We start from the raw sequence: 23,468 nt of genomic DNA, 5'->3' as shown, positions 1-23,468 counted from the left end.
GCGGCCGCGCACCGCTCTGGCCGAGCGGCTGCGCGCATCGATCGAGGTCCACAACGACGTCAACGCCGCGACCGTGGCCGAGCGGCGCAACCCGGACGTGACCGGCGGCCTCGCGGTGCTCTGGCTCGGCCGCGAGGGCATCGGCGTCGGCATCGACATGGGCCAGGGCCTGCTCATCGGCGATCGCGGGGCCGCCGGGGAACTCGGCTACATCCCGGCCTTCGCCGACCGCTCCGGCCCCGACGACCCGACCTTCCAGGATTGGCTCGGCGCGCCGGCCGTGGCCGAGCTCGGCCGCGCGCACGGCATCGGCGGCCGCGACGCGGCGGCGATCATGGCAGCGGCGGTCGAACGCGGCGCGGGGGCGTTCCTGGACGAATTCGCCGACCGTGCCGCGGCGGCCGTCCGGATACTGGGGTGCCTGATCGACCCGCCCCGGATCGTCCTGGCCGGAGAGGTCGCCGCCGCCGGTGGAGAAATCCTGATCGGACACGTCCGGGCCGCGGCCGGGCGCTTCGGGGAGCGCGTCCTGCCCTCGGCGGTCGACGGCGACGCCGTGGCCATCGGGGTCCTGGACTCGGCCTACGCCCGCCTCAAGGCCCGCATCCTCGACGCGGCACTGGAGGCCGGCCGGTAGCCGCGGTTCCGTCCTGAGCGGCGAGGAATGCGCGGGCCGCGACCCGGCCCTCGGTGTCGGCCAGCCACAGGAGCAGCCGCGCCGGGCCCTCTTGGGGCGGGACCGTGATCGTCACCGGCTGCGAGAGCCGGAACGGTTCGGCCTTCAGCGGCGCCGACGTCGCGTCCGGCTGCGGCGCCGGGCGGTCGACGGGCGAACCGGCCGCGACCCAGGCGGCGTGGACGGCCCAGGAGACGGACTCGGACCCGTGGTGGGAGACCCGCACGTCGAGCCCGAACGCCTCGGAGAACGGCAACGGGGCGCAGCTGTGGACCTGCGGGGTCGCCAGCGGCCAGGACTGGTCGGTCGGCGGCGACGGCACGATCCGCTCGATGGGCAAGTGCCTGGACGTGGACGCGCAGGGCGCGGCGAACTTCACGCCGGTGCAGCTGTGGGAGTGCAACGGATCGGGCGCCCAGCAGTGGACGCCGCAGGACGACGGCTCGCTGCTGAACCCGTAGTCGGGCCGCTGCCTCGACCTGCCCGAGGGCGATACCGCCGACGGCACGAAGCTGCAGATCTACGACTGCAACGGCCAGTGGACGCAGGTGTGGAACCTGCCGTCCTGATCGGACGAGCGGCGGCCGCGGGCGCGAACGCCCGCGGCCGCTTTCGCGTCGCGGATCGCGGGGGCACCGGGTAGCGCTACATACCGGTCAGTCGGTATGCTTTGGTCGTACCCGACGACGAGGAGGTCGCCGTGCAGATCACCGGTGCCGTACTGGAGCGCTGCGGCGCCCCTGCCCCGTTCGCGGACTCACGGCCGACCACCGTCGGCCCGCTCGAACTCGAAGCGCCCGGACCGGGCGAACTGCTGGTCCGGATCGAGGCGGCCGGGCTGTGCCACTCCGATCTGTCGGTGGTGGACGGCAACCGGGTCCGGCCCACTCCGATGCTGCTGGGCCACGAGGCCGCCGGGATCGTCGTGCAGGCCGGGCCCGGGACCGCGACGGCGGTCGGGCGGCGCGTGGTCATGACGTTCCTCCCCCGCTGCGGCGCATGCGAGGCGTGCGGCACCGACGGGCGGCTGCCCTGCACGGTCGGCGGCGCCGCCAACGCGGCCGGGACGCTCGTCGGCGGCGCCGTCCGGCTCCGCCGCGGCGGCGAGAGGGTCAACCACCACCTCGGCGTCAGCGCCTTCGCCACGCACGCGGTCGTCTCCGCCACCTCCGTGGTCGCGATCGACGACGACGTGCCGCCCGACATCGCCGCCCTGCTGGGATGCGCCGTCCTCACCGGCGGCGGCGCGGTCGTCAACGCCGGACGCCCCGAACCGGGGCAGACCGTGGCCGTCGTCGGCCTCGGCGGAGTCGGCATGGCCGCGCTCCTGGTCGCGGCGGCCCTCGGCCACGAGGTCGTCGGCGTCGACGCCGTCCGGTCCAAGCTGGAGCTGGCGCGGAGCCTGGGCGCGGCGGCCGCCTACACGCCGGACGAGGCCGCGGCGGCCGGAGTCCGCGTGCCGGTCGCCGTCGAAGCCGCCGGTTCGGCCCGCGCCTTCGAGACCGCCTACGCCCTCACCGCGCCCGGGGGCACCACCGTCACCGTCGGACTCCCCGGCCCCGACGCGCGGGCGAGCATCGCCCCGCTCACCCTCACCGCCGAGGCCCGCACCGTCATCGGCTCCTACCTCGGCTCGGCCGTGCCCGGCCGCGACATCCCCCGCTACGCGGACCTCTGGCGGGCCGGGGACCTGCCGCTCGACCGGCTCGTCTCCGACCGCATCGGGCTCGACGACCTCCCCGCCGCCCTCGACAGCCTCGCCTCAGGCGAGGCGCTCCGCCAGCTCATCGTCTTCTGACCGAACCGAAGCAACCTGCCACCGAAAGGACCCGCAATGACTCCACGGACCGCCGTCGTCACCGGCGCCGCCCGCGGCATCGGTGCCGCCACCGCCCGCCGCCTCGCCGCCGACGGGCACGCCGTCGCCGTCCTCGACCTCGCCGAAGACCAGGCCGCGGCCACCGCCGAGTCCATCGCCGCCGACGGCGGCCGCGCACTCCCGGTCGGCGTGGACGTCGCCGACGCCGATTCGGTCGAGGCGGCCGTGGCCCGCGTCCGCACCGAACTCGGCGAGCCCGCCATCCTGGTCAACAACGCCGGAATCCTCCGCGACAACCTGCTGTTCAAGATGACCCCCGACGACTGGGACGCCGTCCTCGGCGTCCACCTGCGCGGCGCGTTCCTCATGTCCAAGGCCGTCCAGTCGAGCATGGTCGACGCCGGCTGGGGCCGCATCGTCAACCTCTCGAGCACCTCCGCGCTCGGCAACCGGGGGCAGGCCAACTACGCCGCGGCCAAGGCCGGGATGCAGGGCTTCACCAAGACCCTCTCGATCGAGCTCGGCAGGTTCGGCGTCACCGCCAACGCCGTCGCGCCCGGCTTCATCCAGACCGAGATGACCAAGGCGACCGCCGAGAGGATCGGCGTCCCCTTCGACGATTTCCTCTCCGCCGCCGCGAAGGAGGCCCCGGTCGGCCGCGTCGGACAGCCCGAGGACATCGCCGCCGCCGTCGCCTTCTTCTGCTCCGAGGAGGCCGGATTCGTCTCCGGGCAGGTCCTCTACGTCGCCGGAGGTCCGAAGGCATGAGCACCGCCGCGATCAAGGTCGACTCCCCCGCCGCCCTGGCCGGGGCGATCGGGCGCACCGCCACCGGCGACTGGTTCGCGATCGACCAGGACCGCATCGACGCGTTCGCCGACGCCACCGAGGACTACCAGTGGATCCACATCGACCCCGAGCGCGCCCAGGCCGGGCCGTTCGGGACCACGATCGCCCACGGCTACCTCACGCTGTCGCTCCTGCCGCGCCTGATGTCGCAGCTGATCGAGGTGGACGAAGCGGCGATGGCCGTCAACTACGGCCTCGACAAGGTCCGCTTCCTCAGTCCCGTCCCGGCCGGGTCGCGCGTGCGCGCCACGACCGAGATCACCGGGGCCGACCCGAGCGGCGCGGGCGTCAAGCTCGCCTCCACCGTCACCGTCGAGATCGAAGGGGTCGAAAAGCCGGCGCTGGTCGCGCAGGCGATCGCGCTGTACGTCCCCGAGTCCTGAGGCGCGGACAAGCGGCCCGGACGACTTCGGTCGTCCGGGCCGCGGGTGTTCCCGGGTCGGGTCAGAGTCGTTCGAGGACCATGGCCATGCCTTGGCCGCCGCCGACGCACATGGTCTCCAGGCCGTAGCGCCCGCCGGTGTCGGCCAGCGCGTTCAGCAGCGTGGAGGTGATGCGCGCGCCGGTCATGCCGAAGGGGTGGCCGACCGCGATCGCCCCGCCCTTGACGTTGAGCCGGTCCTGGTCGATGCCGAGGTCGCGGGCGGCGGGGATCACTTGGGCGGCGAAGGCCTCGTTGATCTCGACCAGGTCCATGTCGTCGATGCCGAGCCCGGCCAGCGCGAGCGCGCGGCGGACGGCCTCGACCGGGCCGAGGCCCATGATCTCCGGCGACAGGCCGCTCACGCCGGTGGAGACGATGCGCGCCACCGGTTCGAGTCCGAGCTCCTCGACGACCCGACCGGAGGCCACGATCACGGCCGCGGCCCCGTCGTTGAGCGGGCAGGCGTTGCCGGCGGTGACGGTGCCGTCGGGGCGGAACACCGGATCGAGCGCGGCGAGCTTCTCGACGGTGGTGCCGGGCCTGGGGCCGTCGTCGGAGGCGACTTCGGTGCCGTCGGGCAGGGTGACCGGGGTGATGTCGCCGGCCCAGAATCCGGCGGCGATCGCCGCCTCGGCCCGCTGCTGGGAGCGGGCTGCGAAGGCGTCCTGCTCGCCGCGGGTGACACCGCGCAGGGCGGCGACGTTCTCGGCGGTCTGGCCCATGGCGATGTACGGGTCCGGCATGAGTCCGTCCTCGCGCGGGTCGGTCCAGACCGGAGCGTCGCCTTCGGTGCGCCGGTCGGTGCGGGCCATGGCGTCGGCGAAGGCGGGGTTGGTGGGGTCCTGGCCGGGGATGTGGTCGGCCGAGCCGCGGTCCATGCGGCTGACCGACTCGACGCCCGCGGAGACGAACACGTCGCCCTCGCCGGCCTTGATGGCGTGGAAGGCCATGCGGGTGGTCTGGAGGCTCGACGAGCAGTACCGGGTGACCGTGGCGCCGGGGACGCGGTCCCAGCCGAGCATGACCGCGACGATGCGGGCCATGTTCATGCCCTGCTCGCCGCCGGGCATGCCGCAGCCGAGCAGCAGGTCGTCGATCCGGTCGGGGTCGAGCGCCGGTACCTTGGCCATGGCCGCGCGCACCATCTGCGCGGTCAGGTCGTCGGCTCGGACGCCGGTGAGGGAGCCCTTGCGGGCGCGCCCGATCGGCGAGCGCGCGGTCGCGACGATGTAGGCCTCGTTCATGTCGTGCTCCTTGCGGTCTAGACGAATGCCTGGCGGCCGGTGACGGCCCGGCCGACGATCAGGGTGTTCATGTCGCGGGTGCCCTCGTAGGTGTAGACGGCCTCGGCGTCGGCGAAGAAGCGGGCCACGCCGTAGTCGAGCTGGATGCCGTTGCCGGCGAGGATCTCCCGGCAGCGGGCGACGGTCTCGCGCATGCGGGCGGTGACGAACGCCTTGGCGAGGGCGGTGTGCTCGTCGCGCTGGACGCCCTCGTCCTCCATGCGGGAGACGCGGACGCACATGCCGAGGCCGGCGGTGATGTCGGCCAGGGAGTTCGCGAGCTTGTCCTGCACGAGCTGGAAGCCGCCGATGGGCCGCCCGAACTGCTCGCGTTCGGCGGCGTACCGGACGGCGGCCTCGTAGGCGCCGATGGCGACGCCGATGGCCTCCCAGGCGACTCCGGCGCGGGTCAGGCGGAGGACGGTGGCGACGTCGCGGAAGGAGGAGACGCGCTGGAGCCGGTCGGACTCGGGCACTTCGACGTCGGTGAGGGTGATGTCGGCGTTCTGGACCGACCGCAGCGACTGCTTGCGCTCGATCTTGGTGGCGGTGAAGCCGGGAGCGCCCTTGCGGACGAGGAAGCCCTTGACCTGTTCGTCGGCGGTGTCCTTGGCCCAGATGACGTTCACGTCGGCGAAGGTGGCGTTGCCGATCCAGCGTTTGGCGCCGTTGAGGATCCACTTGTCGCCGCGGCGTTCGGCGGTGGTGCGCAGGCCGCGGGCGGCGTCGGAGCCGGATTCGGGCTCGGTGAGCCCGAAGGCGCCGATGACCTCGCAGCGGCCCAGGCGCGGGAGCCACTCGGCGCGCTGCTCCTCGGAGCCGCCGACGCCGATCGCGCTCATGGCCAGGCCGCTGGTGACGCCCACGAAGGTCGCGACGGAGGCGTCGACGCGGGCCAGTTCCAGTGCGGCCCAGCCGCGGAAGACGGCGCTGTTGGCGAAGCGGGCCGATTCGGGCCAGGCCGCGCCGACCACGCCGAGCTCGGCGATGCCGGGGATGAGGTGGTAGGGGAACTCGGCGCGTTCCCAGTAGTCGTCGGCGATGGGTCTGACCTCTCGCTCCATGAACTCGCGGAGCCGGAGCGCGGCCTCGCGCTCGGTGGGCGTCAGTTCGTTCTGGTAGCCGTAGAAGTCGGCCCCCAGCAGCGCGTCGGGCCGTTCGGAAGCAGCCGCGTTCTCACTGGTCATCGTTCCTCCGATCGTTCGACCGACCCGGTACATTCCGACTGGTCGGTCGGTGTCTAGTATTGCACCCACCATGTCCCAGCATCTCAAGCCGAAGGAGCCGCCGTGACCGGTTACCGTCATCCGTTCCCGCTGCGCTGGAATGACAACGACCAGTACGGGCACATGAACAACGCCGTCTACTACGAGGCCATGGACTCCGCGGTCAACGCCTGGATGATCCGCGAGGCCGGGCTCGACGTCGACGGCGGCGTCATCGCCGTCGCCCGCGCGACCTCGTGCGAGTTCCTGGAGTCGGTGTCCTACCCCGAGGAGCTCGAGGTCGACGTGGCCGTGGCCCGTCTCGGCGGCACCTCGATCACATGGGACCTGGCGATCCTCCGCTCGGGCGCCGTCGACCGGACCGACCCGGTGGCGCTGGGCCGGTTCACCCACGTGTTCGTCGACCGGGACGCCCGCCGCCCGGTGCCGATCCCCACCGGTGTCCGGGAGGCGGTCGAGGCGCGCCTGGAGGTCCGGGCTAGCTGAACCGCTCGGCGAGCCTCCGTTTGACGACCTTGCCGCTGGGTCCGATCGGGAGCTCGTCGACCACGTGCACCACCCGCGGGTACTTGTAGGCGGCGACCTTCTCCTTCATGTGGGCCACGATCGCGGCCGCGTCCGGCGAGACGCCTTCGTCGGGCAAAACCGCCGCGTGGATCTCCTGGCCGTGGACCTCGTGCGGCACCCCGAACACCGCGGCCATCGACACGCCCGGGAAGCGGGCGAGCACGGCCTCCACTTCGGTCGGGTACACGTTGTAGCCGTTGCGGATGATCATGTCCTTCTTGCGGTCGACGATGGTCAGCGCGCCCTCGGCGTCCATGGTGCCGAGGTCGCCGGTGCGGAACCAGCCGTCGACCACGGCCGCCTCGGTCGCCTCCGGGTTGCCGAGGTAGCCCTTCATCAGGTTGTGGCCGCGCACGACGACTTCGCCGAGCTTCCCGGGCTCGTCGATCAGGTCGATGCGGCCCTCGGTCTCGGCTTCGGCCACGGCGACCTCGACGCCCCAGATGGGGCGGCCGACCGTGCCGGGCCGGATCGGCTCGTACACGGAGTTGAACGTGCAGGTCGGCGAGGTCTCGGTGAGCCCGTATCCCTCGTGGACCTCCGCGCCGTAGGCGGCCTCGAAGCCCTCCAGGGTCGCGGCCGGGAGCGCGGCTCCGCCGGAGACGGCGTAGCGCAGCGGCGGGCGGTCCCCGGTCTTGGCCGCGGCGGCGATCATGCCGGCGAACATGGTGGGGACGGCGGTGAACAAGGTCGCCCCGTGCCGGACCAGGAGCCGGAGCACCTCGTCGGGTTCGAACTTGGGCAGCAGGATGATCGAAGCGCCGCGGCGGAAGGCGACGTTCAACACGGCCATCTGCCCGAAGGTGTGGAACAGCGGCAGGCCGCCGAAGACCACGTCGTCGGGCCGGACGTCGAAGGAGTCGAGGAGGGTGCAGTGGACCTGCTCGATCATGGCCAGGTGCGAGCCGACCGCGCCCTTCGGCGTGCCGGTGGTGCCCGAGGTGTAGAGGACGGTCGCGGCGGCCAGCGGGTCGACCGGCAGGTGGCGCTCGATGGGAGTCGCGGCCTTCGCCTCGTCCTCGAGCCGCGCGACCGGCGTTCCCCCGACCTCCAGGTCCTCGGGGGCGAGCACGGTCACCAGCGGGACGCCGGCGCGCGCGGCCGCCGGGGCGGCCTCGCCGAGCATCGGGGCGGCGACCACGGCCAGGTCGGCCCCGGAGTCTTCGAGGACGAACGCGATCTCGTCGGTCTTGAACAGCAGGTGCACCGGGACGACCACGGCCCCGAGCGACAGCGCCGCGTAGTAAACCCGCGGGAAGTCGGGGACGTTCGGCACGATCATCGCCACGCGGGAGCCCGGGCCGATGCCGCGTTCGGCGAGCGCGCCCGCGTAGGCGCGGGTCTGGTGCCACAGCTCGCCGTAGGAGACGGTGTGGCCCATGAAGTGCAGGGCGGGACGGTCGGGGGTGCGGCGGGCGGACTCGGCGAGGATGCTCGCGATGGAGAGGGTGCCGCATCCGCGTCCGTCGACGGCCGGATCTGGATTGTGCGTCATTGCAGTGCTCCTTTGTGGTCAGGTCTGGTTCATCGTCGCAGCTCGGCCTTGCCGAGGGAAGCGCTGTGGACCTCGTCGGGCCCGTCGGCCAGACGCATCGCCCTGGCCCCGGCGAACATCCCCGCCAGCGGCGCCTCGCCGGAGAGCCCGGCGGCGCCGAACAGTTGGATCGCCTGGTCGAGGATGCGCTGCACGGCACGGGGGACGGCGATCTTGATCGCCTGGATCTCGGTCATGGCCCGGCGGTTGCCGACCGTGTCCATCAGCCAGGCGGTCTTGAGGACCAGCAGGCGCAGCGCCTCCAGTTCGATGCGGGCGTCGGCGGCCCAGGCGCGGACGGTGCCCTTCTCGGCGAGCGGCCCGCCGAAGGCGACGCGCCCGGACGCGCGCTCCCGCGCCAGGTCGAGGGCCCGCTCGGCCATGCCGAGCGCCCGCATGCAGTGGTGGATGCGCCCGGGTCCGAGCCGTGCCTGGGCGACGGCGAATCCCTCGCCTTCGCCGCCGAGGAGGTTGGAGGCCGGGACGCGGACCTCGTCGAAGGCGATCTCGGCGTGTCCACCGTGGTCGCGGTCGTCGTAGCCGAACACGGTCAGGGGCCGCACGATCGTCACTCCAGGGGTCTCGCGCGGAACGAGCACCATGGACTGCTGCCGGTGGCGCGGCGCTTCGGGGTCGGTCTTGCCCATGACGACCAGTACCCGGCAGTCGGGGTTCATCGCGCCGGTGGCGAACCACTTGCGACCCGAGATCACCAGGTCGCGGCCGTCGCGGCGGATGCGGGTGGCGATCTGGGAGGCGTCCGAGGAGGCCACGTCGGGCTCGGTCATACAGAACGCCGAGCGGATCTCGGCCTCCAGCAGCGGGTCGAGCCATTCCCGCCGCTGCTCGTCGGTGCCGAAGTGGGCCAGCAGCTCCATGTTGCCGGTGTCGGGGGCGGCGCAGTTCATGGCGGCCGGGGCGAGCCTCGGGCTGCGGCCGGTCAGCTCCGCGACCGGCGCGTACTGGAGGTTGGTCAGGCCGCCGCCGAGCCTGTGAGGGCCGGGCGGCAGGAACAGGTTCCACAGCCCCCGCTCGCGGGCCTCCTCCTGGAGTTCGCGCACGATCGGCGGCGTCGACCAGTCGTCGGGCGCGGCGGCCAGCTGCTTCTCGAGCACCGCCTCGGCGGGCTCGACGCGCTCGGCCAGGAACGATCGCACCTCGTCGGTGAAGGCGAGCGTCATCTCGTCCGGTTCGAAATCCACAGTCCCTCCTCGGCCAGCGGCGCCACGAGGCCGCCGATCCTGTCGAAGCCGTCGCCGACGGTCTGCCCGCCGACGTAGCGGAAATGGACGCCCTCGAGGATCACCGCGAGCTTGTAGCAGGCGAAGGCCCGGTACCAGGACAGGTCGGGCACGGCGATCCCGGCGCGGGCGGCGTAGGCGTCGACGACCTCCTCGAACTCGGGGTAGCCGGCGCCTGGCACGATCGCCCCGGAGGCGGCCTCGCCACCGCTCAGGGACCGGATGTGCCAGTACATGCCGAGCATCCCGAGGTCGACCAGGGAGTCGCCGAGCGTGGCCATCTCCCAGTCGAGGACGGCGGCGATGCGCGGCTCGGCGGCCGGTCCGGCGACGATCATGTTGTCCAGGCGGTAGTCGCCGTGGACGACCGCCGAACGCGTCTCGCCGCCGGGCACCGAGGCGGCGAGGCGCTCCTGGAGGGCGTCGAGCGCGGGCTGGTCGCGCGAGCGCGAGGCGTCGTACTGGCGCCGCCAGGTCCGCATCTGCCGCTCCAGGTACCCGTTCGGGTGCCCGAAGTCGCCCAGGCCGACCGCCTCGGGGTCGACCGCGTGGAGGTCGGCGAGGATCTCGGCCAGCTCGATGCCGAGCCGGTGCAGCCCGGTCGGGCCGAACGCGGCGTTCTGGGCAGGCTCGGACAGCACTTCGCCGTCCACGTACTCCATGACGAAGAAGACCGTGCCGGTCACCTCGGCCGCCTCGGCGTCGTCGACGACGTCCACCGTGGGCGGTACGGGGACCAGGCCCCGCAGCAGGGAGATGACCCGGTGCTCGCGGCGCATGTCGTGCGCCGTGGAGAGCACGTGTCCCAGCGGTGGCCGGCGCACCACCAGCGGCTGCTTCGCGCCGTCGACCCGGTAGGTCAGGTTCGAGCGCCCGCCGTCGATGAGCGCGGCCCGCAGGGGGCCCTCGCCTGCCAGTCCGGGGTGCTCCCGGGCCAGCCACCGGCCCAGTCCGGCCACGTCGAGGCCGGGGACCTCGGTCGCCTCCGTCATTCGTGCTCCTCTCTCATGCTTCGGGCGGCCTCACGATCCGGGGACGCCCTCGTTCTCCAGCGGCACCGGGGACGCCTCGATCTCGGTGACGGCGCCGTCGGCGACGGCGTAGGTGGTGCCGATGTAGTCCTGCACGCCCTCGTCGACGGTCGTGATGCCGACGCCGCGGTAGGCGGCGTGGTCGTCGGGGCCGTACGACAGCGGCACGATGCCGTTGCCGAGCAGGTCCCCGGACTCGAGGGCCTCGGTGAGCGAGGCTCGGGTGGGGTCCTCGCCGGCGGCGGCGAGCGCCTCGGCGAAGAGGTAGGCCACGCTCATGCCGAACACGGTGTTGCCGGTGAACGGCGCGCCGTCGTTGTACTCGTCGTTGACCTGCCTGAACAGTTCGACCCATTCGTCGTCGGGGCTGAAGGGCAGGTAGTTGACGCTCACCATGCCCTGCAGGACGAGCGGCGCGGTCTCCTCGCCGAGGTATTCGACCAGGGTCGGGTAGTCGGCGCCGGAGGACGAGACGTACCACCGGGGGAACCATTCGAGCTGCGCGGCGGTGCCGACCGCGAGGGCGGTGAAGCCGTTGATGGTGCCGAGGACGTTGATCTCGCAGCCGGCCTCCATCATGGCCCCGATCTGGGCGCTGACGTCCTCACTGGAGGTCGAGTAGACCTGGGTCTGGGCGACCGCGTCGGGGCCGAGGACGGCCTCGACGCCCGCGAGGATGCCCTCGCCGTAGTCGTCGTCCTGTCCGAGCACGCACACCGTCGCCTCGGGGTCCTGCTCGGTCGCGTACTGGGCGAGGGCCGCGCCCTCGGTCACGTAGTCGGCGTTGAACGCGAACGTGTTCGGGTACTGGTCGGGCTGGTTCCACGCCAGGGAGCCCGAGGAGACGAACAGGTCGGGCACGCCCTGCTGGTCGAGGTAGTCGAGCACCGCCGAGTGGGTCGGCGTGCCCAGGCCGTTGACGACGGCGAAGACCTCGCCCTCGGCGACGAGTTCGCGCACCGCCGTCTGGGTCTGGGAGGGGTCGTAGGCGTCGTCCTTGACGACGTACTCGATCTGGCGGCCGTGGATGCCGCCTTGGGCGTTGAGGTACTCGAAGTAGGCGGACGTGGCCGCCGAGATCGTGGCGTAGCCGGCGGCGGCCGGGCCCGTCAGCGGCTGGTGGGTGCCGATCGTGACCGTGTCGTCGGTGACGCCGGGCGGGGTCTCGTCCTCGTCGGCGGGTGTGGAGCACGCGGCGAGCGCGAGCGTGGCGGCCGCCGCCAGGGCGGCCGTGCTTCGGGTGGGGATGCGCATGACGAATCACCTCTCTGTGTTCGCGGAAGGGGTTGCGTTGTCGGGGGTCGGGGAGACCGGTGCGGCCGCGCGCCCGCGGCTCCGGATTCGCAGGCGGGGTCCCAGGGCGGCGAGGCCGCCGGGCCGGGCGACGGTCACCGCGATGATGACCGCGCCGAACAGCAGGACGGCGAAGTTGCCGTCGAGGCGCTGTCCGAGGTCGGAGGGGACGGCGTCGACGAGGGTGTCGACCAGCCAGGGCAGGGCGACGACGAGGACCGAGCCGAGGGCGGCGCCGCCGAGGCTGCCGAGCCCGCCGACGACGGCGGCGACCACGAGCAGCAGCGAGAACGCCAGGCCGTAGCCGCCGGGCGCGACCTGCTGGGTGGTGATCGCCAGGATCGCGCCGCCGAGCCCGGCGGGGACGGCACTGGCGACGAAGGCGCCGGTCTTGGTCCTGGCGGGGTCGACTCCGGACAGTCGGGCGGCGGTCTCGTCGCCGAGGACGGCCCGCATGCGCAGGCCCGCCCGACCGGATCGGAGCACGGCGAGCGGGGTGACCGCGACGGCGGCGACGCCGATGGCGAGCCAGGCATGCCACTGCTCGACGGCGATGAGCCGGGACAGGGCGTCGGGGACGGGCAGGAACGGGGCGGGCAGGCCCTGGGCGCCGCCGAGCGGCAGCACGTTCGCCGCCGACGGGAGCGCGATGACCAGGGCGAGGGTCAGGCCCGCGAGGTAGGGGCCGCGGAGTCTGGCGGCGGCCAGGCCGAGCAGCAGGCCGAGCGCTCCCGAGACCGCTGCGGCCCCGGCGAGTCCGGCCGTCAGGACGAGGGCCGCGGACTCGGGTGCGGCCTCGGCCGCGGCCGTGGAGGCGGCCGCGTAGCCGTAGCCTCCGGCGGCCATGAGCACGGCGTGGCCGAGCGAGAGCTGGCCGGTGAGTCCGACCAGGACGGTCAGTCCGGCGACGGCGGCGAAGACGCCGGCGGCCGTGGCGAGCTGGAAGTTGCGGAACGGGTCGAGGGCGAAGGTCGCGCCGATCGCGAGGGCGGCCAGGAGCGCGGCGCGCAGGACGGTCCTCATGCCGACCTCGCCTTCCCGGCGGCGACGAGGCCGCCGGGCCGCAGCAGGAGCACGGCGGTGAGCACGGCGAGCACGGCCAGCGGCGCGGCCGAGGCCGAGACGTATCCGGTGACGAGGCTGGACAGGATCCCGACGCCGATCCCTGCGGCCAGCGCCCCGGCCGGGGAGTCGAGGCCGCCGATCACGGCGACGGCGAAGGCGTTGACGAACAGCAGGTCGGCCGCGAAGGGGTTGAGGCCGAGCTCGGTCGGGACCAGCAGGAGCGCGGCGAGGGCGGCGGTGGCGACCGAGAGCATCCAGCCGACGGTGACCATGCGGGGCACCCGCACGCCCAGGAGTCGGGAGGTCTCGGGGGCGAACGCCGAGGCGCGGAGCTGGAGTCCGAGGGAGGTGCGGTTGAACAGGAGGGCGAGTCCGCCCATGACGAGCGCGGCGACGACGAGCACGAACAGCTCGTACGGGGAGAGCACGGGCACGCCGCCGAGATCGAAGGGCCGCTCGGAGAACGGGGGCCGCATCGTCCGGTGCTGCGGGCCGAAGGCGATCGACAGTCCGGACTGGAGGATCATGACCAGTCCGATGGCGACGATCATGCCGGGCAGCGGGGTGGTGTGCGGCACTCGCCGCATGAGACCGGCTTCGACGGCCGCGCCGAGGAGTGCTCCGGTGGCGAGGCCGCCGATCAGCCCGAGCCAGTAGGAGCCGGAGGCGGCGGTGATGGCGAAGGCGACGTAGACGGCGGCGATCGCCATGGCGGCCTGCGCGAAGTTGACGACGCGGGCGGCCCTCCAGACGATCACCAGGGAGAGCGCGAACAGGGCCAGGACGGCCCCGCGGGCCAGTCCCGATGAGAGCAGGAATACGAGTCGGTCCATCAGAACCCCAGGTAGGCATGGCGGAGGGCGGGTTCGGCGGCGAGTTCGGCGGCCGGGCGGTCGGCCACGGCCTCGCCGAGGGAGAGCACCACGCCGCGGTCGGCGACCGACAGCGCGCCGGTCACGTTCTGCTCGGCGAGGAGCACGGTCAGGCCGGTGCGGCGGGCGGTCTCGCGCAGGACGCCGAGGAGCTGGGCGACCACGAGCGGGGCGAGGCCGAGGGACGGTTCGTCGAGCAGGAGCACGTCGGGGCGGGCGACGAGGGCGCGGGCCAGCGCGAGCATCTGGCGTTCGCCGCCGGAGAGGCTGTGCCCGTGGGCGCCGCGCCGGCGGGCGAGGGGTTCGAAGAGGTCGTACATCTCCTCGACCGCGGCGCGCCTGGCGGCGGCGCGGTGCCGCCACAGGCCGCCGAGGAGGAGGTTCTCGTCGACGGTCAGTTCGGCGACGACGCCGCGGCCCTCGGGCACGAGCGCGAGTCCGCGCCGCACCCGGTCCTCGGTGGGCAGTCCGGTGAGGTCGGCACCGCCGAGCAGGACCCGGCCGGACCGGGCGGGGACCAGGCCGGTGAGGGCCCGCAGGAGCGTGGTCTTGCCCGCGCCGTTGGCGCCGAGGAGGGCGACGATGCCGCCGTCGGCGATCTCGAGGTCCAGCCCGTCGAGGACGGGGGCGCCGTCGCCGTAGCCGACGGTGAGGCGCTCGACGGTCAAGGTGCTCACGAGGCACCCCCTAGGTAGGCGGCCTCGACGGCGGGGTCGCCGCGGACCTCGTCGGGGGTTCCGGCGGCGATGACCTTGCCGAAGTCGAGGACGACGATGCGGTCGGCGACGGCCATGACGAAGTCGACGTGGTGTTCGACGAGGGCGACGGCGCGGCCGTCCTCTGCCAGGGCGCGGACGGTGGCCGCGAGCGCGTCGATGTCGGCGGACCCGAGGCCCCCGGCGGGCTCGTCGAGCAGCAGCAGTCCGGGGTCGGTCACCAGGGCGCGGGCGAGGGCGACCCGCTTGCGTTCGGGATAGGGCAGGGTTCCGACGGGCCGGTCGGCGACGGAGGCGAGGTCGAGGTCGGCCAGGACGGCGCGGGCCCGCTCGGCGTCGCGGCGGAGGCTGGAGAGGGGGACCAGGACGTTCTCCAGGACGCTCAGCTGCTCGAACAGGCCGAGACCCTGGAGGGTCCGGGCGACGCCGGCGGCGAGGAGCCCGGTGGGCGAGGACGGGGCGGGGCGTCCGGCGACGCCGACGGTGCCGCGGCGGGGACGGACCAGGCCGCAGACGGCGTTGAACAGGGTGGTCTTCCCGGCGCCGTTGGGGCCGATGAGGGCGACGGTCTGGCCGTCGCCGACGGTGAGGGACACGTCGTCGAGGGCGGTCAGGCCGCCGAATCGGACCTCGAGTCCGGAGACCTCGAGACGGGGTGGAGGGGTCGTCTGCATCGTGGTACTCGCACCTCTTCGTGTCGGAGTGGGTCCAGCCTACCGGAAATACCGACCGGACGGTATGTTGCGGCGAGAGCTGTTCCGTTTCGATATGGACAAGGCTCGGCTCCCCGGGTCAGCGGTGCGGGATGCCCGCGGTCATGCCGCCGTCGACCACCAGCTCGGCGCCGGTGATGTAGGCCGATTCGTCGCCGGCCAGGAACACCGCCGCCCCGGCGAGGTCGCCGGGGACTCCGGGGCGGCCCAGCGGGACGACCAGCGACTCGGGGTCGATACGGGTGGTCATGTCGGTGCCGATGATGCCGGGGTGGATCGAGTTCGCGCGGACGCCGAACGGGCCCAACTCGACCGCGATCGACTTGGTGAGCCCGCGGACGGCGAACTTGGAGGCGGTGTACCCGTGCAGGCGCACGCTGCCGCGAAGTCCCTCCACCGAGGATATGTTCACTATGGACCCGCGTCCGGCGGCCTTCATGAACGGCGCGACCGCCCGGCAGCCGAGGAACGTGCCGGTCAGGTTCACGCCGATGACGGCGTTCCACTTCTCCAGCGAGAAGTGCTCCAGCGGCGCCGCGTTCGCGATCCCGGCGTTGTTCACCATCGCGTCCACCGCGCCGAACGCCTCGACGGCGTCCGCGACGGTGCGCGCCCAGGAGTCCTCGTCGGTCACGTCGAGCTCGGTGAACCGGGCCCGCTCGCCCAGCTCGGCCGCGAGCGCCTCCCCCGGCTCGACCAGGACGTCCGCGATAATCACGGTCGCGCCGGAGGCGTGCAGGGCCCGCGCGAGGGACGCGCCGATGCCCCGCGATCCGCCGGTGACGATCGCGACTCGCCCGCTCAGGCCCGTCATCCCGACCGCCTCACTCCGATACCCGCACGACGAGCCGCCCGGTCGTGTCCCCGCCCGCGAGCCGCTGGACCGCCGCGGAGGCGTCCTCGAAGGACACGATCTCCCCGACCACCGGGCGGACGGCGCCGGAGTCGGCCAGGCGCGTCAGCTCATCGTGGGCGCGGTCGACCAGGTCGGGGCGGCGCCGCTGGTACAGGGCCCAGTGCAGGCCCAGCACGCTGTAGTTCTTGACCAGAGCGTGGTCGGCGCGGACGCGCGGCATCGCGCCGCTCGCGAAGCCGACCACGACGATGCGGCCCTCGAAGCCCAGGCAGCGCACCGAGCCTTCGAACGCCTCGCCGCCGACCGGGTCGAAGACGACGTCGGCGCCGCCGTCCCGCTTGACCGCGCCGACCCAGTCGCCGCCGCGCAGGTGGACCCGCGCCGCCCCGGCCGCCTCGGCGACCTCGGCCTTGGCGGGGCCGCCGACGATGCCGACCACTTCGGCCCCGGCGGCGGCACCGAGCTGGCAGGCCGCGGTGCCGACGCCGCCGGCCGCCGCCTGCACGAGCAGGGTCTCGCCGGAGCGGAGTCCGGCGCGGCGGTGGAGGCCGAACCAGGCGGTCTGGTAGGCGATGGTGAGCGCGGCGGCCGAGGCGTCGTCGAGCGAGGCCGGAGCCGGTCGGACCGCGTCGGCCGGGACGGCCGCCCACTCGGCCATGACCCCGATCTTGGAGCCGACCACGCGCTGCCCGACCTCGATGCCCTCGACGCCCTCGCCGAGGGCGGCGACGTCGCCGCACAGTTCGATGCCGGGGGTGAACGGAAGCTCGGGGCGCTCTTGGTACTGGCCGCGGGCGAGCAGCACGTCGGGGAAGTTCACGGCCACGGCCCGGACCCGGACGAGGACCTCGCCGGGGCCCGGCCGCGGTACGCCTACTTTGTCGAGCGCCATGACCGCTTCGGGCTCGCCGTGGCCGGTGACGCGCCAGGCGCGCATGGTCTCAGTCATCGGATCTCCTGATGCCTCGCAGGAACAGGGCGGTGAGCTGCTCGGCCACCTCGGTCTTGTCCTCGGGTCCCTCCGCGGAGTACCAGTGCGGCAGGTAGTGCACGTCGGAGAAGAAGTTCGCGATGAGGACCGAGACGGGGATGTCGTCGCGGAAGGACCCCTCGGCCTGGCCGCGGGTGACGAGCTCGGCGAACGCGTCGTGGTATTCGCGGCGGCGGCGCTTGACCTCCTTCTGCCGCTCGGTCGTCAGCATATGCTGGCTGCGGAAGAAGATCGTGCCCTCGCGCAGGAAGTCGATGGAGGTGACGACCACGTCCTCGCAGACGGCCCGCACCACCGCTTCGGCGGATCCGCCCTTCGCGGTGATCTCGTCGAGGCGTCGCTTCTGGAGCGAGAGCATCCGCTCGTAGATCGCGAACAGCAGGTCGTCCTTGGACGAGAAGTAGTGGTACATGGCGCCCTTGGTGACGCCGGCGGCCTCCACGATCTGCTGGACGCTGGTGTTGGCGTAGCCCTGGGCGGCGAACAGCTCGAGGGCGGCGCGGAGCACTTCGTCGGCGACGCTGGTGGTTCTCATGGTCCCCATCTTTCACCCCACCGGCCTGATGCTCGCGCCGCCGTCGACCGGCAGGACCTGGCCGGTGACCCAGGCGGCGTCGTCGGACAGCAGGAACGCGGCGGGCCCGGCCACGTCGTCGGGGGCGCCGAGGCGGCCGAGCGGATAGGCCCGTGCGACCTGCTCTTCGCGGCCCTCGTACAGAGCCCGGGACAGCTTGGTCTTGACCACGGCGGGTGCGAGCGCGTTGACGCGCACGGCGGGCGCGAGCTCCTCGGCGAGCTGGGCGGTCAGGTTGATGAGCCCGGCTTTCGAGACGCCGTAGAACCCGATGTTGTCGCTCGCGCTCATGCCCGCGACCGACGACATGTTGAGCACCGACTTCAGCTCTCCGGCCGCGAGCGACTCGCGGGTCCACTCCAGAGCGGCCAGCACGTTGACCTCGAAGATCTTGCGGGCCACGCCGGAGTCGAGTTCGGTGAGCGGTCCCCAGGCCGGGTTGATGCCGGCGTTGTTGACCAGGTGGTCGAGCCCGCCGAAGCGCTCGACCGCGTGCGCGATCGCCTCGGCCCGGTGCGCCGGGTCGTCGGCGTGCCCGGGGACGCCCGCGGCGCGGTCCCGGCCGAGGTCGTCCACGGCCTCTTCCAGGGCCTCCTCGTCGCGCCCGGTGATGACCACCGAGGCGCCCTCGGCCACCAGGCGCCGGGCCACGGCCAGGCCGATGCCCCTGCTCGCCCCGGTGATCAGGGCGGCCCTGCCTTCGAATCTCTCCACGCGCGGAACTCCCCACCCGGTTCATACCGTCCAGTCGGTTTGTGGCATTGACCGTACCACACTGCCGCGTTCCGCGTCCGCGTCAGAAGCGGGGGTCGACCACCGACTTCAGGGTCGCCTCATCGCGCGTGGAGGCGAAGGCATCCTCCACTTCGTCCAAACCGAAGCGGCCGGTGACCATGGCGTCCAGGTCGACCGCACCGGAGGCGACGAGGCCGATCGCGGTCGGCCAGGTGTTGTTGTAGCGGAAGATCCCGGTCACCGTGAGCTCCCGGCCCTGCACCAGCGGGATCGGGAGCGGGACCTCGGCCCCACCCATGCCCACCAGCACCGCGACCCCGCCGGGACGCACGGTGTGGAAGCCGCTGACGACCGCGGCCGGGGCACCGGAGGCGTCGACGAAGGCGTCCGCTCCCAGGTCGAGGTCCTCGACCTTCTCGCTCAGCGGGTCGACCGCGCTCGTCGCGCCGAACTCCAGGGCCCGCTCGCGCCGCCGGGCGCTGACGTCGGAGACGATGACTTCGAAGGCGCCGTAGGCGCGGGCCACCTGGGCGGTCACCACGCCGATGGGCCCGGATCCGGCGATGAACACGCGGCTGCCGGCGGTGAAGCCCGCCTTGCGGGCAGTCGCGATCGCCACCGACAGCGGCTCCATCAGCCCGGCGGCGTCGTCACTGACCTCGTCGGGCACGCGGTGCGCGAAGTGAGACTGGATGGTCGCATACTCCTGGAAGGCCCCATCGGTTCCGGGGATCGCGTAGAAGCGCATGCCCGGGTCGAGGTTGTACTCCCCGCGCAGGGCCTCGGCCGAGGTCGCCGAGGGGTGCTGGGGCTCGATCGACACCCGCTCCCCCACGCGAGAGGCGTCCACGTCGCGGCCGACGGCGACGATCTCGCCGCCGGACTCGTGCCCGAGGACGAGGGGCCCGTCCAGTTCCCAGTCGCCGAGGCGTCCGTCCTCGTAGAAGTGGACGTCGGAGCCGCACACGCCCACGGCGCCGATCCGCACCAGCACCTCGTCGGGGGCCGGTCGCGGCACGGGGCGCTCCTGCACCTCGATCCGGTGCGCGCCCAGCAGCACTGAGGCCCGCATCGCCGTCGGGACGGTCGTGGAAGTCATGGCAGTCTCCTCGGTACTCTCCCGCCGGGTCAGTCCCCGGAGCGTCGCTTCTCGTGATGGGTCGGCATCGGGGCGACCAGGACGTTGATGCCCTGCGCCTCCATGCGGGAGATGTGGGCCTCGTCGGTCTTGGAGTCGACGATCACCTGGTCGTACTCGTCGAGGCGGACCAGCGCGTGCAGCGCCCGCCGCTCGAACTTCGTGTGGTCCACCAGCAGGATTCGCCGCTTGGAGGACTCGAACATGGCCCGCTTGACGTCCACGGTCTCCGGAGACTGGTGGAAGCAGATGTCGTCGGTGATCGCCGCGGTCGACATGATGAAGGTGTCCGCCCGCAGCCGCCCGATCGCCTCCAGCGTCATCCGGCCCATGAAGGCGCTGCACCAGTTGTGGTAGTCGCCCCCGAGCGCGATCAGCGAGATGTCGCGCACCCCGTTGAGCCCGTTGAGATGGGTGAGCACGTTGGTGATCACCGTCAGCGGCGTCTTGCGGTACAGGTGCTGGGCCAGGTGCAGCACCGTGGTCGAGTCGTCGAGGAAGATCGCCTGGCCCGGTTCGATGTAGTCGAGGGCCGCCTGGGCGATCTCCTCCTTCTCCTGATTCTGTCGCGCCAGCCGGTAGACGTCGCTGGACTCGATCAGGCTCGTCGACATCGCCGTGGCCACGCCCCGGGACTTGCGCAGCAGGCCGCGAGCCTCGAGCTCGTCGAGGTCGCGGTGGACGGTCATCGCCGAGATCCCGAACTGCTCGGCGAGCTGGTCGATGCGCACCGTCCCCTCGGCTATCACCAGATCCGTGATCGCCCGCTGCCGTTCGGCCTGGCGCGACTGGCGCGCCGATCCCGACGACTCCGGCCACGTACTGCCTTGAGTGGTCACCGCATCCTCCGTGTCAACCTATGCGCTCGATCGCCTCGTCCAAGACGCTACCGAGCGCGCGTGGATCGTGTGCGAAGCGCCCGAGGAACAGTCCGTCCACCGAACCATCCAATTCGGACATAACACCCGGCCCGGCGCTGCCTCCGTATATGACGCGGGCCGAAGTCACCGACGCGTGCTCGACCAGGAGCTCCCGCAGCGCCTTGGCGACGACCGTGACGTGCCCGGCCGAGGCGGCGTGCGTCGAGCCGATCGCCCACACCGGTTCGTAGGCGACCACGAGCTCGCCGGAGACCCCCGCCCCGGCGTGGGCCATGGCGGCGCGCACCTGCTCGAGGCAGTGCTCCACGGCCGCATCGGTGTCGACCGGCTCCTGCTCGCCCACGCACAGGATCGGCACGAGCCCGTGCCGCCAGGCCGCGGCGACCTTCCGGCCCGCCACGGCGTCGTCCTCGCCGTGGCGGGCGCGCCGCTCGGCGTGACCGACCTCCGCGTAGCGGCAGCCGACCTGCGCCAGGCTGGCCGCCGACACCTCGCCGGTGTAGGGGCCGGAGTCGTGCTCGGCGACGTCCTGCGCGCCGAGGGAGACTCCGGCGCCATCGGCGATCGGTCCGACGCCGGGCAGGGAGGCGTGGGAGGGCAGCACGACCAGCTCGACGCGGCCGTCGCGCACCTCGGGGCGGGAGCGGGCGAGCCCGGCGACGTCCTCGGCCCACTCGACCGTGCGGTCGTGGTCGAAGTACATCTTCAGGCTCACCCCGATGAACAGCGGCGTCACTCGCACGTCCTCGACGACTCGTACCGGCCGATCACGGCCACCTTCGCCGCGGAGGCGCTGTCGGTGTCGAACCGGTAGGTCAGCCACTCGCGGGCGAGGCGGCGGGCCAGTTCGAGGCCGACGACCCGTTCGCCGAAGCACAGCACCTGGGCGTCGTTGCTCAGGACGCTGCGCTCGACGGAGAAGCTGTCGTGGGCTGTCACCGCGCGGATGCCGGGGACCTTGTTGGCCGCGACGGCCACCCCGAGTCCGGTGCCGCACACCAGCAGGGCCCGGTCGGCCTCGCCGCGCGCGATCCGTTCGGCGGCGGTGACGGCCACGGCCGGGTAGGGCGAGTCCCCGCCCTCGTCGACGCCGACGTCGACGACCTCGGCGACGAGGCCGCTCGCCTCCAGGTCGCGCTTGAGCGCCTCCTTGTACCGGTAGCCGGCGTCGTCGCTGCCGACGACGATGCGCCATCCCTCACTCATCGTGCTCTCCTTTCGGTGCCTCGGCCAGAACCGGTGCGACCGCGCCGGCGATGTACGCCAGCGAGACGGCGCCAGGGTCGGGGGTTCCGAGGCTGTTCTCGGCGTGCGGCCTGGCCCGTCCCTTGCGGGGCAGCAGGTCCGCGGTGGCTCGTGCGCTCTGTTCGGCCGCGTCCGCGGCCCGGGACCAGGCGGTCGCGAGGTCGTCTCCGGCTCTCGCGGCCGCCTCGAAGGAGTCGGCGAAGGGCCCGAGGGCGTCCAGCAGGGTCTTGTCTCCGCGTTCGGCGCCGCCGTAGCGGGCGACTTCGGCTTCTGCCCGGCGCATTCCGGCGCTGACTTGGGCGGCCGAGGGGTGCCCGGTGTCGGTGAGGGCGTCGCCGAGGGAGCGCAGGATCAGTCCCCACAGGGCGCCGGAGGTGCCGCCGGCGCGGTGCGCCCAGGCGTCCCCCGCCAGTCGGAGGACGGTGGCGGCGCCGGCGCCGAGTTCGGCGGCCTCGCGGGCGCGCTCGGCCGCGGCGATGGACCCGCGCCGCATGCCGATGCCGTGGTCGCCGTCTCCGGCGACGGCGTCGAGGCGGCCGAGTTCGTATGCGGTCCTGTCGATGGCGGCGGCGGCTGCCGACAGCGCCGTCGCCGCCCGTGCCGCGGCGGCGCGGGCCTCGGCGTCGGATTCGGGAATGCGGGTCTCGGCGGCGGTGGCGGTCTCGGCGGGGTCGCGCCGCTGACGGGCCGCCACCGCGCCCTTGCGGTAGGCGGGGGTGTCGGCCGGGCCGCGCCAGGCGCGTTCGAGGTCGTCGTCGAGCCAGGTCAGGGTCAGCGACAGGCCCGCCATCTGGAAGCTGGTGCAGAACTCGCCGACGTCCGGTTCCACGGTCTGGAGCCCGGCCCGGTCGAGCAGCCGGGCCACGCTGCGGTAGAGGACGAACAACTCTTCGTACTTGACCGAGCCCAGGCCGTTGAGGATGGGGGCGACGCGGTCGCCGGCGCCTTCGGGCGCTTCTGCCAGGAGTTTTTCCACCAGCATCTCGGCGAGTCCTTCGGCGCTGGGCACGTCCGCCTCGCCGATGCCGGGTTCGCCGTGGATGCCCATGCCGACGCCCATGCGTCCGGCCGGGACGGTGAACAGCGGCTCGTCGGCTCCGGGGAGGGTGCAGCCGGAGAAGGCGACGCCGAAGGAGCGCGTGCGCTCGTTGGCGCGCTCGGCCAGCGCGTGGACCTCGTCCAGCGGCAGTCCGGCCTCGGCGGCCTGTCCGGCCGCCTTGAACACGACCAGGTCGCCGACGATGCCCCGGCGCTGCTCCTTCTCCTCGGGCGGCGCGGAGGAGACGTCGTCGGTGACCACGACGGTCCGGCAGTCGACGCCTTCGGCGCGCAGCCGCTCCTGGGCCTGGTCGAAGTTGAGGACGTCGCCGGCGTAGTTGCCGTAGCTGAACAGGATGCCGCCGCCGGCCGAGGCGGCCTTGGCGACGGTGTAGACCTGCTCGGCCGAGGGCGAGGCGAAGACGTTCCCCATGGCCGCGCCGTGGGCGAGGCCGGGGCCGACGAGTCCGGCGAAGGCCGGGTAGTGGCCCGAGCCGCCGCCGACGACGACGGCCACCTCGCCGTCGGGCACCCGGGTGGCGCGCACGACGCCGCCGGGGACGGCCTGCACCCACGACGGGTGGGCCGCCACGAAGCCCTCGATCAGCTCGTCGGCGAACCTGGCCGGGTCGTTGGATAGGTAGGTCATGGTCTCCTCCGCGGAACGGTCGACGGTGCCGGGCCCAGTCGGGCCCGGCACC

The 23,468-nt window shown here is 73.0% G+C and carries 25 protein-coding genes; 6 read left to right on the top strand and 19 right to left on the bottom strand.

Annotated features, from left to right (window positions below; translation table 11 throughout):
- The 5 genes from JFB92_RS21285 to JFB92_RS21265 form a co-directional block, all read left to right on the top strand.
- On the top strand, positions 1–637 hold a 637-nt coding region (locus JFB92_RS21285), incomplete at its 5' end, for an ROK family protein (protein ID WP_199043340.1).
- Between the two features lie 104 nt (positions 638–741).
- A complete protein-coding gene (locus JFB92_RS26720) occupies positions 742–1,137 on the top strand; it encodes a ricin-type beta-trefoil lectin domain protein (RefSeq protein WP_199043338.1) in 396 nt (131 codons plus the stop codon).
- Positions 1,138–1,376: 239 nt separating this feature from the next.
- On the top strand, positions 1,377–2,474 hold the full coding sequence (locus JFB92_RS21275; RefSeq protein ID WP_199043336.1) for a zinc-binding dehydrogenase: 1,098 nt from the start codon (positions 1,377–1,379) through the stop codon (positions 2,472–2,474).
- A 36-nt stretch (positions 2,475–2,510) separates the two neighbouring features.
- The gene (gene fabG, locus JFB92_RS21270) at positions 2,511–3,263 is read left to right on the top strand and encodes a 3-oxoacyl-ACP reductase FabG (RefSeq protein WP_199043328.1); all 753 of its coding nucleotides are present in this window, start codon (positions 2,511–2,513) and stop codon (positions 3,261–3,263) included.
- Positions 3,260–3,727, top strand: coding sequence for a MaoC family dehydratase (locus tag JFB92_RS21265; RefSeq protein ID WP_199043326.1), 468 nt, complete (start codon positions 3,260–3,262; stop codon positions 3,725–3,727). Before fabG ends, JFB92_RS21265 begins: the two co-directional genes overlap by 4 nt.
- 61 nt (positions 3,728–3,788) lie before the next feature.
- On the opposite strand, the gene JFB92_RS21260 is transcribed toward JFB92_RS21265, so the two are convergent.
- The gene (locus JFB92_RS21260) at positions 3,789–5,012 is read right to left on the bottom strand and encodes an acetyl-CoA C-acetyltransferase (protein ID WP_199043324.1); all 1,224 of its coding nucleotides are present in this window, start codon (positions 5,010–5,012) and stop codon (positions 3,789–3,791) included.
- Between the two features lie 17 nt (positions 5,013–5,029).
- On the bottom strand, positions 5,030–6,238 hold the full coding sequence (locus JFB92_RS21255) for an acyl-CoA dehydrogenase family protein (protein WP_199043322.1): 1,209 nt from the start codon (positions 6,236–6,238) through the stop codon (positions 5,030–5,032).
- 102 nt (positions 6,239–6,340) lie between these two features.
- Here JFB92_RS21255 and JFB92_RS21250 point away from each other — a divergent pair, with 102 nt between their 5' ends.
- On the top strand, positions 6,341–6,763 hold the full coding sequence (locus JFB92_RS21250; protein WP_199043315.1) for an acyl-CoA thioesterase: 423 nt from the start codon (positions 6,341–6,343) through the stop codon (positions 6,761–6,763).
- On the opposite strand, the gene JFB92_RS21245 is transcribed toward JFB92_RS21250, so the two are convergent.
- The 17 genes from JFB92_RS21245 to JFB92_RS21165 all read right to left on the bottom strand — a co-directional run bounded on the left by JFB92_RS21245 (position 6,756) and on the right by JFB92_RS21165 (position 23,416).
- Positions 6,756–8,339, bottom strand: a complete 1,584-nt coding sequence (locus JFB92_RS21245) for a long-chain-fatty-acid--CoA ligase (RefSeq protein ID WP_199043313.1) — start codon at positions 8,337–8,339, stop codon at positions 6,756–6,758. The two genes, JFB92_RS21250 and JFB92_RS21245, sit on opposite strands and share 8 nt — an antisense overlap.
- Positions 8,340–8,368: 29 nt before the next feature.
- Positions 8,369–9,580, bottom strand: a complete 1,212-nt coding sequence (locus JFB92_RS21240; RefSeq protein ID WP_307789241.1) for an acyl-CoA dehydrogenase family protein — start codon at positions 9,578–9,580, stop codon at positions 8,369–8,371.
- Positions 9,556–10,611 (bottom strand): phosphotransferase family protein, encoded by a 1,056-nt coding sequence (locus JFB92_RS21235; protein WP_199043311.1) that lies wholly within the window; start codon positions 10,609–10,611, stop codon positions 9,556–9,558. Before JFB92_RS21235 ends, JFB92_RS21240 begins: the two co-directional genes overlap by 25 nt.
- A 30-nt stretch (positions 10,612–10,641) precedes the next feature.
- Positions 10,642–11,904, bottom strand: a complete 1,263-nt coding sequence (locus JFB92_RS21230; RefSeq protein WP_199043309.1) for an ABC transporter substrate-binding protein — start codon at positions 11,902–11,904, stop codon at positions 10,642–10,644.
- Positions 11,905–11,910: 6 nt separating this feature from the next.
- Positions 11,911–12,966 carry a branched-chain amino acid ABC transporter permease gene (locus JFB92_RS21225; protein ID WP_199043307.1) on the bottom strand — a complete coding sequence of 352 codons (1,056 nt, stop codon included), beginning with the start codon at positions 12,964–12,966 and terminating at the stop codon, positions 11,911–11,913.
- Positions 12,963–13,841, bottom strand: coding sequence for a branched-chain amino acid ABC transporter permease (locus JFB92_RS21220; protein ID WP_199043306.1), 879 nt, complete (start codon positions 13,839–13,841; stop codon positions 12,963–12,965). Before JFB92_RS21220 ends, JFB92_RS21225 begins: the two co-directional genes overlap by 4 nt.
- On the bottom strand, positions 13,841–14,557 hold the full coding sequence (locus JFB92_RS21215) for an ABC transporter ATP-binding protein (RefSeq protein WP_199043305.1): 717 nt from the start codon (positions 14,555–14,557) through the stop codon (positions 13,841–13,843). Before JFB92_RS21215 ends, JFB92_RS21220 begins: the two co-directional genes overlap by 1 nt.
- Positions 14,554–15,270 carry an ABC transporter ATP-binding protein gene (locus JFB92_RS21210; protein WP_199043304.1) on the bottom strand — a complete coding sequence of 239 codons (717 nt, stop codon included), beginning with the start codon at positions 15,268–15,270 and terminating at the stop codon, positions 14,554–14,556. Before JFB92_RS21210 ends, JFB92_RS21215 begins: the two co-directional genes overlap by 4 nt.
- A gap of 118 nt (positions 15,271–15,388) precedes the next feature.
- Positions 15,389–16,123 (bottom strand): glucose 1-dehydrogenase, encoded by a 735-nt coding sequence (locus JFB92_RS21205; RefSeq protein WP_199043303.1) that lies wholly within the window; start codon positions 16,121–16,123, stop codon positions 15,389–15,391.
- 10 nt (positions 16,124–16,133) lie between these two features.
- Positions 16,134–17,102: an NADPH:quinone oxidoreductase family protein gene (locus JFB92_RS21200; RefSeq protein WP_199043342.1), complete on the bottom strand. Its 969-nt coding sequence runs from the start codon at positions 17,100–17,102 to the stop codon at positions 16,134–16,136.
- 4 nt (positions 17,103–17,106) lie between these two features.
- Complete coding sequence (locus JFB92_RS21195; RefSeq protein WP_199043302.1) at positions 17,107–17,691, bottom strand: TetR/AcrR family transcriptional regulator; 585 nt, start codon at positions 17,689–17,691, stop codon at positions 17,107–17,109.
- Positions 17,692–17,703: 12 nt separating this feature from the next.
- Positions 17,704–18,444 (bottom strand): SDR family oxidoreductase, encoded by a 741-nt coding sequence (locus tag JFB92_RS21190; protein ID WP_199043301.1) that lies wholly within the window; start codon positions 18,442–18,444, stop codon positions 17,704–17,706.
- An 82-nt stretch (positions 18,445–18,526) separates the two neighbouring features.
- Positions 18,527–19,537 carry an NAD(P)-dependent alcohol dehydrogenase gene (locus JFB92_RS21185; RefSeq protein ID WP_372451671.1) on the bottom strand — a complete coding sequence of 337 codons (1,011 nt, stop codon included), beginning with the start codon at positions 19,535–19,537 and terminating at the stop codon, positions 18,527–18,529.
- A 56-nt stretch (positions 19,538–19,593) separates the two neighbouring features.
- Positions 19,594–20,442, bottom strand: a complete 849-nt coding sequence (locus JFB92_RS21180) for a DeoR/GlpR family DNA-binding transcription regulator (RefSeq protein WP_199043298.1) — start codon at positions 20,440–20,442, stop codon at positions 19,594–19,596.
- 13 nt (positions 20,443–20,455) lie between these two features.
- The gene (locus tag JFB92_RS21175) at positions 20,456–21,220 is read right to left on the bottom strand and encodes a triose-phosphate isomerase family protein (RefSeq protein ID WP_199043291.1); all 765 of its coding nucleotides are present in this window, start codon (positions 21,218–21,220) and stop codon (positions 20,456–20,458) included.
- Positions 21,217–21,690 (bottom strand): ribose-5-phosphate isomerase, encoded by a 474-nt coding sequence (locus JFB92_RS21170; protein WP_199043289.1) that lies wholly within the window; start codon positions 21,688–21,690, stop codon positions 21,217–21,219. Before JFB92_RS21170 ends, JFB92_RS21175 begins: the two co-directional genes overlap by 4 nt.
- On the bottom strand, positions 21,683–23,416 hold the full coding sequence (locus JFB92_RS21165; protein ID WP_199043288.1) for a dihydroxyacetone kinase family protein: 1,734 nt from the start codon (positions 23,414–23,416) through the stop codon (positions 21,683–21,685). Before JFB92_RS21165 ends, JFB92_RS21170 begins: the two co-directional genes overlap by 8 nt.
- Positions 23,417–23,468: the final 52 nt, after the last annotated feature.

Origin of the sequence: Glycomyces salinus, from assembly GCF_016428645.1 — a bacterium.
GTDB classification, from domain to species: domain Bacteria; phylum Actinomycetota; class Actinomycetes; order Mycobacteriales; family Micromonosporaceae; genus Glycomyces; species Glycomyces salinus.
Note: the sequence above shows the minus strand (reverse complement) of the source record. Positions and strands in the feature narration are given on the sequence as shown.

Coding starts and splice junctions, on each gene's coding strand:
- fabG (WP_199043328.1), top strand. CDS start 2,511: ATGACTCCACGGACCGCCGTCGTCACCGGCGCCGCCCGCGGCATCGGT.
- JFB92_RS21265 (WP_199043326.1), top strand. CDS start 3,260: ATGAGCACCGCCGCGATCAAGGTCGACTCCCCCGCCGCCCTGGCCGGG.
- JFB92_RS21260 (WP_199043324.1), bottom strand. CDS start 5,012: ATGAACGAGGCCTACATCGTCGCGACCGCGCGCTCGCCGATCGGGCGC.
- JFB92_RS21255 (WP_199043322.1), bottom strand. CDS start 6,238: ATGACCAGTGAGAACGCGGCTGCTTCCGAACGGCCCGACGCGCTGCTG.
- JFB92_RS21245 (WP_199043313.1), bottom strand. CDS start 8,339: ATGACGCACAATCCAGATCCGGCCGTCGACGGACGCGGATGCGGCACC.
- JFB92_RS21235 (WP_199043311.1), bottom strand. CDS start 10,611: ATGACGGAGGCGACCGAGGTCCCCGGCCTCGACGTGGCCGGACTGGGC.
- JFB92_RS21230 (WP_199043309.1), bottom strand. CDS start 11,904: ATGCGCATCCCCACCCGAAGCACGGCCGCCCTGGCGGCGGCCGCCACG.
- JFB92_RS21225 (WP_199043307.1), bottom strand. CDS start 12,966: ATGAGGACCGTCCTGCGCGCCGCGCTCCTGGCCGCCCTCGCGATCGGC.
- JFB92_RS21220 (WP_199043306.1), bottom strand. CDS start 13,841: ATGGACCGACTCGTATTCCTGCTCTCATCGGGACTGGCCCGCGGGGCC.
- JFB92_RS21210 (WP_199043304.1), bottom strand. CDS start 15,270: ATGCAGACGACCCCTCCACCCCGTCTCGAGGTCTCCGGACTCGAGGTC.
- JFB92_RS21205 (WP_199043303.1), bottom strand. CDS start 16,123: ATGACGGGCCTGAGCGGGCGAGTCGCGATCGTCACCGGCGGATCGCGG.
- JFB92_RS21200 (WP_199043342.1), bottom strand. CDS start 17,102: ATGCGCGCCTGGCGCGTCACCGGCCACGGCGAGCCCGAAGCGGTCATG.
- JFB92_RS21195 (WP_199043302.1), bottom strand. CDS start 17,691: ATGAGAACCACCAGCGTCGCCGACGAAGTGCTCCGCGCCGCCCTCGAG.
- JFB92_RS21185 (WP_372451671.1), bottom strand. CDS start 19,537: ATGCGGGCCTCAGTGCTGCTGGGCGCGCACCGGATCGAGGTGCAGGAG.
- JFB92_RS21170 (WP_199043289.1), bottom strand. CDS start 21,690: ATGAGTGAGGGATGGCGCATCGTCGTCGGCAGCGACGACGCCGGCTAC.
- JFB92_RS21165 (WP_199043288.1), bottom strand. CDS start 23,416: ATGACCTACCTATCCAACGACCCGGCCAGGTTCGCCGACGAGCTGATC.